The following is a 12,079-nucleotide window of genomic DNA, read 5'->3' on the forward strand; positions in this document are numbered from 1 at the left end:
TGCCGGTCCAGGCGCCCGCCGCGCTCTACTGTCCGCGGACGGCGCTCACCGTCCGCGCGACCACCTGGCGACCTGACGCCTCAACGCGGTTCCCAGCCGTCGGCAGCGAAGCGAGTAGGCCGAGTCAGGCGGCTGCCGCGGTATCCGGTCGCCGTCACCCCTCCCGGCCGGGACGGTCTTGCTGGCGCGCCAGGGCGGTGGTGGCCCAGCCGTGTTCCAGGAGGGTGAACAAGTCGCGCATGGCCCGGGCCGGGTCGTCGCTTGCGCGGGCGATGCTGGGGGCTTCCAGGGCGAAGCGTGCCAGGCCGGTGACGGCGGGGTCATCCGGGGCGAGGTCGGTGGCCTCGGCGAGGGTGTCGGCCAGTGTCTTCTCGTGGCGCGACCACATGCGCCGGGCGTAGTCCCGCAGCGCGGGGGTGGATTCGACGAGGACGAACGTGGGGTCGTCGGTCCGCACGGCGGTACGCGTGTGCACCATGTGGTCGCGCAGGGCGTGCAGCACGGACTGACCGGGGGCCCGGTCGCGAACGGCGGCCATAAGGGCGCTCTCGATGTCCGCGTCCAGGTCGAAGACGAGGGCTTCCTTGCTGGGGAAGTGCTTGAAGAGCGTGCTCAGCGAGACGTCGGCCGCCTCCGCCACCTCGCGCACACCGACGTTGTCGAAGCCGCGCTCGGTGAACAGCCGCACCGCGGCATCCGCCAGAGCCTGCCTGGTTCGGGCCTTCTTGCGCTCGCGGCGTCCTGTCGTTGTCTCGGTCATGCGCCCACCCTACCCGTCTGAGGCGACTCGATCGCAATGGTGATCGGATAGAAAATCGGAGCGGTTGTACTTTTGCAGCTGCTGTGCTTCTGTGAGCAGGTACGCCTGACGGGCACTCAACTGCCGGAACTCGTGGCGCGCGTCCCCACACCGGAACGACTGATCTGCCCTGCCCGAAACAGGGCGTCACCACACGACGCCAGCGCCCTCCTCAACCATCGAACGGAGCGTGGCCCTCATGTCCACCACCCCTCGCATCGCGATCGCCGGCGCCGGCCTTGGCGGCCTCGTCTGCGCGCGCATCCTGCAGCAGCACGGCGTACCGGTCACGGTCTTCGAGCGTGAGACCGACCCCGACTCCCGCTCGCAGGGCGGCACTCTCGACATCGACGCAGACACCGGCCAGGCGGCCCTGCGCGCGGCCGGTCTGTTCGACCAATTCCTCGCGCTGTCCAGGCCCGAAGGCCAGGAGTGGCGCCTGTACGACCGCCACGCGACCCTGATACGCCACGACCGGGCCGGTGAGGACGATCTGAGCAGGCCCGAGATCGACCGCGGCCGGCTGCGCGCGCTCCTGCTGGACTCCCTCGCCCCCGGCACGGTCCGCTGGGGCCACTCCGTCAGGGCCGTCACCCCACTCCCCCACGGCACCGCCCGCCTGCACCACCACGACCGCACCGGCAAGGACTCCGACGACTTCGACCTGGTCGTCGGCGCCGATGGCGCCTGGTCCCGGGTACGCCCCGCGCTCTCCGACGCCCAGCCCTCCTACGCCGGTGTCACGATGGTGGAAGCCCACTTCGACGACGTCGACCACCGTCACCCCGGCATCGCCCGCCTGGTCGGTCGCGGCACCATGTCGGCCAAGGCGGGCCGCCGCAGCCTGGTGCTGCAGCGCAACAGCAACGGACACGTCCGCGCCTACATCACCTTCCGCGGCCCCCAGGACTGGCACACCGGCCTCGACCTCGCCGACACCGACTCCGTACGCGCCCGCCTCCTCGCCCAGTACCAGGGCTGGCACGAGAGCCTGCTGGACATCCTGCGCGACAACGAGGGCGGTTTCATCAACCGGCCCATGTACGTCCTTCCCGTTGCCCACTCCTGGCAGCGCGTCCCCGGCATCACCCTGCTCGGCGACGCCGCCCACCTGATGCCACCCGTCGGCGTCGGCGCCAACCTCGCCCTGCTCGACGGCGCCGAACTCGCCCAAGCCGTCATCGACCACGCCACCATCGACGAGGCCCTCGACGCCTACGAAAGCGTCATGCTGCCCCGCGCGATCGACAACGCGAAGACGGCCCAGCAGATGCTCACCACCCTCATGCCCGACACCGACTCCGACGAAGCCCTCTTCCCCGACGCCCTCTGGCCGTCCGGCAACCTCCCTGACTCGAGCCCCGCCCACGCCGACTGAGCCCGTCCGGCACTCCCCGAGATCCGCCGACATCCGCACCCGGGGGCCCGAGTAATCGGCAGAACGACCGATGCGCCGAAAAGATCTTGGAATCTACGTTGGCCGCATGCACTCACCGAACACGCCCAAGCCGATCGAGACCGGCGACGCTCCTGAGATCACACGCACCCTGGCCCGCGCCTTCGGGGACGACCCGATGATGCTGTGGCTCTTCCCTGACGAAGAAGGGCGCGAGGACCGTCTCGCCCAGTGGTTCGACGTCATGCTCACGCAAAAGTACGGCCCACTCGGTCACTGTGAACGCACCGACGCGGCAGCGGCCTTCTGGACACCGCCCGGCACGGCCGAGCAGCACCCGGACGAGGAGACGCTGACCCGCATCAGCGGGCTGCTGGGCGAGCAGACGGCCCGGCTGGGAGAAATGCTGGAACTGGTCGGCCAGGCAACCCCCCAGGAACCCCACTGGTACCTGGCGGTACTCGGCGCAGACCCGGCGGCCCAGGGCAAGGGCCACGGCGCTGCCCTGCTGCTTTCGGGCCTGGCCAAGGCGGACGCGGCCGGACTGCCGACACACCTCGAATCGTCGAAGCAGGCCAACATCGGCTTCTACGAGCGATTCGGGTTCACCGTGCGGGGCGAGATCCACGTACCCGGGGGCGGCCCGACGCTCTGGTCGATGTGGCGAGAGGCGCACGGAGACGTTCGCCGGTAGGCCCATGCCCATCACCTGGCCGACCGGCTCGGAGTCGGCCAGGAGGGCGTGGGTGATGCGCGGGGTCGCGGGTTCCTCCGGCCCGGATCGAGCCCCCCCCGCGTTAACTTGCAGCCGCCCGTGGCCATGGCTTGTGGCCACGGGCGGCACTTGCATGACTCACGGGGTGAGGAATTTCAGGGCCGCGTCTTCCTGGCCCAAGGCCGGGCGCCCTGGACGCCGGCGTCGTCCGCCAAGGTCGCTCGAACAACGTGACAGGCTCACCCGGTCACCCCTTCATGCCTGCTACCGAACGCGCACGCTTGGATGTACTTCGCGCTCGATGCGCGGCATGATCTCCGGGATGTAGATCTTCTGGATGGCGTCGCCGGCGTCGTGAGCCTCCCAGTGGGCGCGGCTGGCCCAGCGCTCGACCAGGACGAAGCGGCTTGGTTCCTCGTGTGACTGGTAGGCCTCCCAGCTGACGCAGCCGTCCTCTGCCAGGCACAAAGGGCGCATCCGAGTCAAAGCGTCGGCCACTAGGGCGACATCGGGGTTCTCGGGGACCCGGATGATGACGATGAGGTCGAACAACGTACTCCTCAGGGGTGAGCTGAGCCTCCGTCGCCGGCGAGGAGACTTAGGCGGCCAGTCAGAATAAACGATCTTTCATTGCTCGCCGCGGGCGCGAACGCGGCTGTTCCCTCGTACCGGCGGGCGTCAACCGACAGTGCGGCGCTTGCCCCGGCGGGGGACCAGGAAGCGATTGTGTGCGCGAACCGCGCAATGCCCCGCAAGGGTGAGTCGCCTCGCGCGGGTGGCGTCGAACATGTCGCCGGGCCCTCGAGCCCAAGCGCGCCTTGGGGTGCGGGAGAACATCGAATCTTCGTTCCATCTTTCGCCCAGCCGCCCCCGTGACGGGCCTCTGATCAGCAGCGTTATTCCGGGCATCTGACTCGACTACTCGCCCACGGATGCCTCATGACTTCCATGCCCGGCACCGCCGCTCCGCGTGCCGCGTTCGAACCCCTCCCCGTCGGCCGCCGACCGGGGGATGTGGGCGCGGTTGACGGTTTCTTCGCCCGTACATTCGACGAGTCCTGTCGGACATCGAGGCGACGGGCACGGCCGCCAGAAGGCCGCGTCGTCGAGGGCGGCCCGTGAACGGGCCCACGTCACGTCGATGCATCCGCGCGGCCGCCGGGCCGCAATCGTGCCGGAGGAGAGGGAGACCGTGTCGTTCCTGCCGAACATCGTTGGCGCGCACCTGTTGTTCCAGCGGAGAGGCCAGGTCCTGTTGGGGCTACGGCCGCCGGACACACTGTCCGCGACGCATGTCTGGCATGTGCCGGCGGGGCACGTGGAGCGGGAGAGCGCACGGGCCTGCGCTGTGCGGGAAGCCGGCGAGGAGCTCGGCGTCATCGTCGCCGAGCCGGACCTCGAGCTCGTACACACCGTGCACCTGCTGGACACCGACGCCGCCGCTACCGATGCCAATGCCCATGCCGTGCCACGACTGCAGCTGTTCTTCCGCGTTCACCGGTGGCACGGCGAACCGCGGCTGATGGAACCGGGCCAGTGCGTGAAGTGGCAGTGGTGGCCGTTGCACGCTCTCCCCGACCCGACGGTGGAGTACACGGTCGCGGCGCTGGAGGGCATAGCGAACGGCTGGCCGTACACGGACATGGGCTGGCCCCGGTGACTCCTGCCCGGCGCAGCCGGGGGCCGGCCGCCCCCGGGCAGGTGATGCCCTGCCGCTGACCGGCACTCGGCTCAACACCACGACCACTCGGCTCATCCACCACGACGACCCTTGCTGGAGGCTGCTGTGTCCCACTCCCCGTTCCCCACTTCGCCGACCGCGGCCGCGGCTCCTCCAGGGCGAGCGCGGCCGCCCCGGGATGGGAGCTGCCCATGCCGGCTGCGTCCGTCGATGAGGGTGAGGGGGAACGCAAGTGAGTGACGCGGACACCAACGGGTCGGAGAGCCGTCATGGGGCGGAGGTGCCCGGCCCCCGCCGGCGTGTGCAGTTGCCGCTGCCCCCGGAAAGGGCCATGGCGGCGCCGGAGGGCGAGGAGGTCGGCGACGAGCTGAAGAGCGCGTACTGGATGCAGTGGGACGGTGAAGCCGCTCGCACCAGTGTGTGGCGGATTCTGGGCCGGCTGCCGGCGATCAGCCGCAGGGTGCTCGGTCTGGCCTACCGGGCCGATGCGCGGGCCACGGTCATGGTCGTGGTGCTGCAGCTCGCCTCGTCGCTGATGAGCGCCCTGGGACTGCTGGCCTCGGTGCGCGTGCTCTCCGCCCTCTTCGCCCAGGGCGCGACCTCCGAGCGCATCCACCACGCCCTTCCGTCACTCATGCTGGTCGCCGGCCTGATGGCGGCGCAGGGTCTCCTCGACTTCGGTGTCGCCCGAGGACAAGCCGCGCTCACGCCCAAGGTCCGGCGCGCGGTGGAGCAGGAGTTCTTGCGGCTGAACTGCCACGTACGCCTGGAAGCGGTGGACGACGCCGCCTTCGCCGACGAGGCCCACAAGGCCAACGACCGCGGGCTGTACTACATGCGGCAGGCCGTACCGCAGCTGATCCAGCTCGCGCACGCCGTACTCGGCCTGATCGGGTCCGCCGGCGTGCTGGCTGTCCTGCACCCTGTGCTGCTGCCCCTTCTTCTGCTCTCCGTGGTTCCTCAGGGGTACGCGGCGGTGCGCTCGGCACGGGCGCAGTTCCTCTCCCACAGCCGTTACAGCACCCTCCAGCGCCGTATCCGCCTGTTCACCTGGATCCTTCTCGACCGCGAATCCGCCCCGGAGGTACGCGCCTCTACGGCGCAGCGGGCGTTGCTGGAGGAGCATGAGCGCTTCGCCCGGCGGATCGAGGAGGAGGACGCCCGGCTGGGGCGGCAGGAGGCGAACGTCTCGCTGTGGGGCCGGGCGGTCGGCGGCCTGGCGGTGGGGTCGACCTATGCGGTGCTCGGGTGGATGACGGCGACGGGCCGGCTGCCGCTGGCAGCGGGCGGTGGCGCGTTCCTGGCGATCCGCTCCAGCCGGGGCACACTGGTGAACGTCGTGCTGGCCATGCACCAGATCTACGAGCACGCCCTGTGGATCGACGACCTCGAGCGGCATCTGGAGCGCTGCCGTGCCCTGCAGCCGCACCGTACGGGCCTGCGCCTTCCGGACCGGGTGAAGAACGTCACGGTCACGGACGTCCACTACGCCTACCCCGAGACCGGCCGGGACGCGCTGCGGGGGGTGTCGATGACGCTGGCGGCGGGCTCCACGGTGGCCTTCGTCGGAGCGAACGGTTCGGGCAAGTCGACGATGGCCAAGCTCCTGGCAGGGCTGTACACACCGAGTCGGGGCAGCATCTGCTGGGACGGCGTGGAGGTACGGGAGGTGGACGCCGAGAGCATCCAGGCCCAGGTCGCCATGGTGCTGCAGGATCCCGTCGCATGGCCGCTGTCGGCGCTGGCCAATGTCACGATCGGCGCGGGGACCATCACCGAGGCGGACCCGCAGCGGGCCCTCGCGGCCGTGACCGAGTCCGGGGCGGACCGCGTCATCGCCGGCCTGCCGCAGCAGTGGGCCACCCCGCTGTCCAAGCGTTTCAAGGGCGGGCAAGAACTGTCCGGCGGGAACTGGGCAAAGGTGGCCGTGGCCCGTGGCCTGTACCAGGACGCCGCGGTGCTGGTGCTGGACGAGCCGACGGCCAGCATGGACGCCCGCGCCGAACACGCCGTCTACGAGGCCGTGTTGCACGGGCCGCGCCGCGCGGACCGCATCACCGTCCTGATCTCCCACCGGCTCGCCAGCGTGACCGAATGCGACATGATCTACGTCTTCCGCGACGGGCGCATCGTCGAGTCCGGCGACCACCTCACTCTGATGTCCCGCCGGACCGGCAGCGGCGAACCCGGCGAATACGCGCAGCTGTTCACCCTCCAGGCCGCCGCCTACCGGGCGGCGGCCGGCGCCGAAGAGGAAACGTGACGGGCACCGCCCTGCCCGCGTGCCGCGCCGACTTCCGCGCGCTCGCCCTCGACTCCGTACCACCACGACCGAAGGAGATCCCTGTGCCACATCCCTCTGTGCCACATCCCTCTGTGCCACATCCCTCTGTGCCACATCCCTCGTTGCCGCCCGGCACGACGCCGCGTCTGGTCGCCCGGGAGGAAGCGTGAAGACCACGTGCGTCGTGCGGGTGGGCAGCCGCAACAGCACCATGGCCCGCCGGCAGACCGACTGGTGCGTCGAGCTGCTGTCCAAGGCCCACCCCGGCATCCGCTTCGAGATCAGCACGATGGCCTCGCAGGGCGACCGCTACCAAGGTCCTCTGTCCCGCATCGGCGGGAAGGGCGCGTTCGTCAAGGCCCTGGACCGCGCCTTGCTGGACGGCGAGATGGACGTCACGGTCTCGTGCGTGAAGGATCTGCCGAGCCCGCACGACCGGCAGCCGGGCGTGAGCATCGGCGCGGTCCTCGAGCGGGGCGACGTCCGCGACGCGCTCGTCGTCCCGGCCGGACGACCGCCTCGCGCTCTCGCCGATCTGCCGCGTGGTGCCCGGATCGGGACCAGCGCCCCGCGCCGCATCGCCCAGCTCCGCCAGCGCCACCCACGTCTGGAGCCCGTGCTCGTCCGCGGCAACGCCGACACCCGGATCGCGCGCCTGGACGACGGCAGCAGCGGACTCGACGCACTGCTCGTCGCCTATGCCGGGCTGCACCGCCTCGGCCGGACCCACCGGGCGACGCAGGTCCTCGACCCGGCGCAGTGGCTCCCGGCTTCCGGCGCCGGCATGGTCGTCGCCGAATACCGCACGGGCGACACCACGATCCGCGAACTGCTCGCACCGATCACCCACCCGGCCACCGCCACCGCGCTCGCCGCCGAACGCGCCACCCTGGCGACGCTGCGCGGCAACTGCATGACCGCGGCCTCCGCCCACGCCACCCTCACCGGCACCACCGTGACCGTGGATGCCGCGGTGTTCGCCCCGGACGGCCACACCTGCCTCCGCGCCCGCGCCACGGGGCCGCTCCAGCAGCCCGAGGAGGTGGGCCGCCGCGCCGCCGAGCAGCTCCTGCACCACGGAGCGGCCGCCCTCCTGCACGCCCTCCCCAGCAACCCCTGACCACTCTTCCCTGATGGCTACGCGTGTCAGCGGACCTGACCATGTCGATGCAGGGCGGCATATCGTGTCCGTCCAAAGCATCTCGATCACGGGGGCAGGCATGGCACTGGGCGACCAAGAGACGGAGCTGGTCCAACGTATGGAGCACATCGCACTGGCTCAAGGCGTGGACTTGGGCGACGTGCGGGCTGTCTCCGGATGGAACGCCGGTGCCGAGGTAGCCACCGATCGCGGAGAGGTTCGCGTGACTCCCCAGGGTGAAGGGACGAGGTTCCGTGTAAGCATCCACGGCATTGGCGTTTTCGTATGGTCCGAAGGGTGGACGAACGATCTCGTCGCGGCCGTGGGAGTCGCGGGCCTGTGGCGCCGGGGCGGCACTCTGCGGGAGCTGCACGCCCACTTTCCGTTCATGAGCTGCAGCGAGCTCGCGCAGGCCGTCGAGGACGGTGACCCTGTCCCCACGAAGTGGCGCCAGCTCCTCTCCAGTGAGTGGTGCCTGGAAAAGTGTCCGTTCCTGAAGGCAGCCCATGCCCACCCGGAGCTGCGCGTGTTCTACCCGGACATCAGCATGGGGAGTCTGATCCTGAGCCGGAGGCCGTTCGACTCGACATCGGGCCTTGTGAAGATCACACCTCTCGGGGCGGGCAACTACCGGGTGGGGTCGACGTGGCAGGTTGAGTCCGCGCGTGAGGTTTCTTCGCTGAACGAGGCCCTTGAAGTCGCGGCTGCCTGCTTTGGCTCCTTCCCGGAGGCGTAGCTGCGCGGGTTACGGGCAGAGCATGCAGGACCGCTCCGGCTGGGGATGTCTTCTCCACGCGGGCCGAAACGTTCGAAGAGCTGCAGAGGGGGCGGGGCACAGGTGACGGACCCGGGACGGATCAGGAACGCGGCGAGCGGCCTGGTCGTACGTGACCAGCACGTGTTGATGGTGCGCGGCGACTGGCCGCGCCCGGACACCTGGTGGTTGCCGGGCGGCGGCCAGAAGTCCGGGGAAACCCTGGCCGCGTGCGCGGAGCGGGAGGTCTTCGAGGAGACCGGCGTGCGCGTGAAGGCCGAGGACCTGGCGGTGGTGCGCGAGTACATCCAGGCCAACCACCCGGACGGGCACCGGATGATGTCCGGTGCCGGGCATCGCGTCGAGGCGGTGTTCCGGTGCCGCATCCTCCACGAGCCCTCGGTGCTCGGCGGGCCCGCGGAGGACTCCGTACAGCTCGGCGTCGAATGGGTGGCGCTCGACAAGCTACCCGGGCTGCGCACACTGCCGCCGTGCCTGCCGGCCGTCATCACCGACGTCCTGGCCGCCGGACGGGACCGGGGCGCCGTCTACCTGGGAGACACCTATGCTTGAACCCGCCCCACAACCTGGTCGTGAGCCTGCGCGGCGTCCGGTGGTGCGGGCCGAACAGCCCCCGCCGGGAGGCCGGGAAGGCTAGGGTGATCGGGATGGACGACGAACCGCTGTCGCACTGGGCGGAGCGCCGGGACGCGAAGATCGGCCGCCTGCGGGCCATGCCGATCGTCTCGGACAACGGCCCCAAGGGCTCGCACGTGAACCCGGAGGCGCCCCGCGCCATCGAGCGGTGGAACGGGCACGCCTGGGAACCGTACGCGTTCGCATCCACCCTCGCCGAGGCCAAGCGCATCCTGTACCCGCAAGGCAGCGAGCCGTCGGCTTCGGGTCCGGCACCAAAGCTCGGGCCGGGCACGGGAAGGCACCGGAAGCCCCAGGCGCCCAGGCCCAATCGGGACTGACAGCATCGCGACAGCCGGCGAAGCCCGCTCAGACCTCGGCACTCAAAGACGAGCAAACGCCATCGAGCGTCAGCCTCAGCGTGCTGGTTGGGCTCCGGTCTGTTCGATTGGGCCGGGTACGATCACGAGGGGAGTACGTGACACTGCAGAGGGGCGGAACGGCCGTGACGGACCAGCGGGTTTACCTCGTTACCGGCGGAGGCACGGGCATCGGCGCCGCCACCGCGCGGATGCTGCGCGCCGCCGGGCACCGGGTCGTCGTCTCCGGGCGGCGGCCCGAGCCACTGCGGCGGATCGCGGAGGAGACCGGGGCCCTCGCGCATCCCTCGGATGCCGCCGACCCCGACGCCGTGCGCGAGCTCGTCGATGCGACCGTGGGGGCGTACGGACGGCTGGACGGCCTGGTGCTCAACGCGGGCATCGGCGTCGGCGGGGGCGTCGGTGAACTCTCGGTCGAGGACTGGGAGAACGTGATGCGCACCAACCTCACGGGCCCCTTCCTCCTGCTGCGAGCCGCGCTCCCGCACCTGCTGACCTCACGGGGCTCGGTCGTCGCCGTCGCCTCGGTGTCCGCGCTGCGCAACGGCGTGGGCAACGCCGCCTACGCCACGTCCAAGGCGGCCCTGCTCCAGCTCTGCCGCTCCCTGGCCGTCGACTACGGCCGACACGGACTGCGCGCCAACACCGTGTGCCCCAGCTGGGTACGCACCGAGATGGCCGACCGGCGGATGACGCGCTTCGCTGACGAGGCGGGCCTCGGGGAGGGCGGCAAGGACGCCGCGTACGAGGAGGCGACCCGCCTCGTCCCCGTGCGCCGCCCCGGGGAACCGGAGGAGGTGGCCGAGGCCATCACCTGGCTGCTCTCGCCCGCTGCCTCCTTCGTCAACGGCGCGGTGCTCACCGTCGACGGCGGTGTGACGGCCGTCGACCCCGGTACCGTCGCGTTCGACTTCCGTATCGAACCGCGTGGTGGCGGTGACGTCGGCGGAAGCTGACGGTACGGCGCCGAGCCGCCGTGCCCCTCACAGGGCTCGGAGAGCTCAGCGGGCCGCGAGGATCGCGGCGATCACGGCAGGGGCGGGAGGGCCGTCCAGGAGGCGGCGCAGTTCCGCCACCCCGCCGTGCCGCTGTTCGGGCGTGAGGCAGAGGTACCGCTCGATGCGCTCGTTGAACGTGTCGCGGAACCTGGCGTAGAGGCTGTCGTCCTCCCGGATGCGGCCCGCGACGGCTACGAGGGCCTCGGTGCCCGCGAGGTCGTCCTCGGGCAGCGCGTGGCCGGGCAGGACGTCCGCGAACCGCCCGGCCTGGTGCCCGAAGAGGGTGCCGGCGAGGTGTCGGAGGGTGAACACGTGCGCGTAGTGCTGCTCGTGGAGTGCCAGCGGCAACCGGCCCAGGAGCGTTGCTTCGTGGAGGGCCGACAGGCCGGGGGCGAGGAGACAGTGGGGGGTTGCGGCGACCTGCCGTAGTAGTTCGCGCTGTGGCAGGTGGCGGCGGTCGACCCGGCGGCCGGCGCTCCTCAGGGTGCTTTCCCGGTGCCCGGCGTAGGGGCCGCCGCAGACCAGGACGCGGGTGAATCGGGGCCAGTCGCGGAGGAGGTCCGGGATCCAGCGGTCGATCAGCCGGAGGTAGTCGTTGTTGGTGTCGAAGTCCAGGAGGAAGTTCTTGAAGCCGCCGGTGTTGATCAGCAGGTCGTAGTCGGGTCCGCTGCCTTCCGGTCTGCTGCCTGCCGGTCCGCTGCCTTCCCTTTTGCCTTCTCGTGCCTCTCGCAGACCTTCCAGGTCGACGAGCGGGCCGGTCAGATGCATCGCGCCGCCGGCCCCGGCGTCGGTGAACTCGGCCATGCGCCGGGAGACACCGGGGAAGTTCTGGACCACGCTGTGATCGGCCAGCAGGTGGGCGGCGAGGACGCGCTCGTGCGGTGAGAGGCAATCCAGGTGCCGGCGGGCCGCCGGGAAGGAGGTGCGCGGCATGTCCGCGCACAGCCGGCGAATCCGCGTCAGGGAGTGCCGGTGTCGCCAGAAGCCGAACAGGCAGTCCACCAGGACCACCGGGCGGCGTGCCACGACGGCGCGCAGGACGAGATCGGCGTCCATGACGGAGACGATCTGGTCACTGCCCGCCAGCAGCCGGTCGAGCAGCACGGATTGCTGTCCGTACGGGTCGGTGAGCTCGTGGATGGCGCCGAAGGCGTCGGAGTTGCGGCGCGCGAACGCCGCCGCGACGCCGTCCCCCACGAACACCCGCTCGTGTCCGGGGAGCAGGCGGGAGACGGCGACGAGTACGGAGGCCGGACCGAAGCCGCAGTTCTGGGCGCCCAGCAGGATGCGCATGC

The 12,079-nt window shown here is 70.8% G+C and carries 12 protein-coding genes; 9 read left to right on the plus strand and 3 right to left on the minus strand.

What is annotated here, in order from left to right; genetic code table 11:
• Positions 1-154 precede the first annotated feature (154 nt).
• Positions 155-760, minus strand: a complete 606-nt coding sequence (locus IE295_RS25805) for a TetR/AcrR family transcriptional regulator (protein WP_190066160.1) — start codon at positions 758-760, stop codon at positions 155-157.
• Positions 761-998: 238 nt separating this feature from the next.
• Between IE295_RS25805 and IE295_RS25810 the strand changes: the two genes are divergently transcribed.
• Together IE295_RS25810 and IE295_RS25815 are read left to right on the plus strand one after the other, a co-directional pair.
• Complete coding sequence (locus IE295_RS25810; RefSeq protein ID WP_190066161.1) at positions 999-2,177, plus strand: FAD-dependent oxidoreductase; 1,179 nt, start codon at positions 999-1,001, stop codon at positions 2,175-2,177.
• 106 nt (positions 2,178-2,283) lie between these two features.
• A complete protein-coding gene (locus tag IE295_RS25815; RefSeq protein ID WP_190066162.1) occupies positions 2,284-2,889 on the plus strand; it encodes a GNAT family N-acetyltransferase in 606 nt (201 codons plus the stop codon).
• A gap of 285 nt (positions 2,890-3,174) precedes the next feature.
• On the opposite strand, the gene IE295_RS25820 is transcribed toward IE295_RS25815, so the two are convergent.
• Positions 3,175-3,462 (minus strand): putative quinol monooxygenase, encoded by a 288-nt coding sequence (locus IE295_RS25820; RefSeq protein WP_190066163.1) that lies wholly within the window; start codon positions 3,460-3,462, stop codon positions 3,175-3,177.
• 640 nt (positions 3,463-4,102) lie between these two features.
• Here IE295_RS25820 and IE295_RS25825 point away from each other — a divergent pair.
• The 7 genes from IE295_RS25825 (at position 4,103) to IE295_RS25855 (ending at position 10,742) form a co-directional block, all read left to right on the plus strand.
• A complete protein-coding gene (locus IE295_RS25825; protein WP_190066164.1) occupies positions 4,103-4,570 on the plus strand; it encodes an NUDIX hydrolase in 468 nt (155 codons plus the stop codon).
• 253 nt (positions 4,571-4,823) lie between these two features.
• Positions 4,824-6,854 carry an ATP-binding cassette domain-containing protein gene (locus tag IE295_RS25830; RefSeq protein ID WP_224323311.1) on the plus strand — a complete coding sequence of 677 codons (2,031 nt, stop codon included), beginning with the start codon at positions 4,824-4,826 and terminating at the stop codon, positions 6,852-6,854.
• Between the two features lie 187 nt (positions 6,855-7,041).
• On the plus strand, positions 7,042-7,995 hold the full coding sequence (gene hemC / locus IE295_RS25835) for a hydroxymethylbilane synthase (RefSeq protein WP_190066165.1): 954 nt from the start codon (positions 7,042-7,044) through the stop codon (positions 7,993-7,995).
• Between the two features lie 100 nt (positions 7,996-8,095).
• Positions 8,096-8,752, plus strand: coding sequence for a DUF6193 family natural product biosynthesis protein (locus IE295_RS25840; RefSeq protein WP_190066166.1), 657 nt, complete (start codon positions 8,096-8,098; stop codon positions 8,750-8,752).
• 102 nt (positions 8,753-8,854) lie between these two features.
• Positions 8,855-9,343: an NUDIX domain-containing protein gene (locus tag IE295_RS25845; protein WP_190066167.1), complete on the plus strand. Its 489-nt coding sequence runs from the start codon at positions 8,855-8,857 to the stop codon at positions 9,341-9,343.
• Between the two features lie 95 nt (positions 9,344-9,438).
• A complete protein-coding gene (locus IE295_RS25850; protein WP_190066168.1) occupies positions 9,439-9,747 on the plus strand; it encodes a DUF6087 family protein in 309 nt (102 codons plus the stop codon).
• A gap of 164 nt (positions 9,748-9,911) precedes the next feature.
• The gene (locus tag IE295_RS25855; protein ID WP_190066250.1) at positions 9,912-10,742 is read left to right on the plus strand and encodes an SDR family NAD(P)-dependent oxidoreductase; all 831 of its coding nucleotides are present in this window, start codon (positions 9,912-9,914) and stop codon (positions 10,740-10,742) included.
• 45 nt (positions 10,743-10,787) lie between these two features.
• Here the strand turns inward: IE295_RS25855 and IE295_RS25860 are convergent, their stop codons facing one another.
• Complete coding sequence (locus IE295_RS25860; RefSeq protein WP_190066169.1) at positions 10,788-12,077, minus strand: hypothetical protein; 1,290 nt, start codon at positions 12,075-12,077, stop codon at positions 10,788-10,790.
• Between the last annotated feature and the right edge of the window lie 2 nt (positions 12,078-12,079).

This window comes from Streptomyces griseocarneus, from assembly GCF_014655595.1.
In the GTDB taxonomy this organism is placed as follows: Bacteria; Actinomycetota; Actinomycetes; order Streptomycetales; family Streptomycetaceae; genus Streptomyces; species Streptomyces griseocarneus.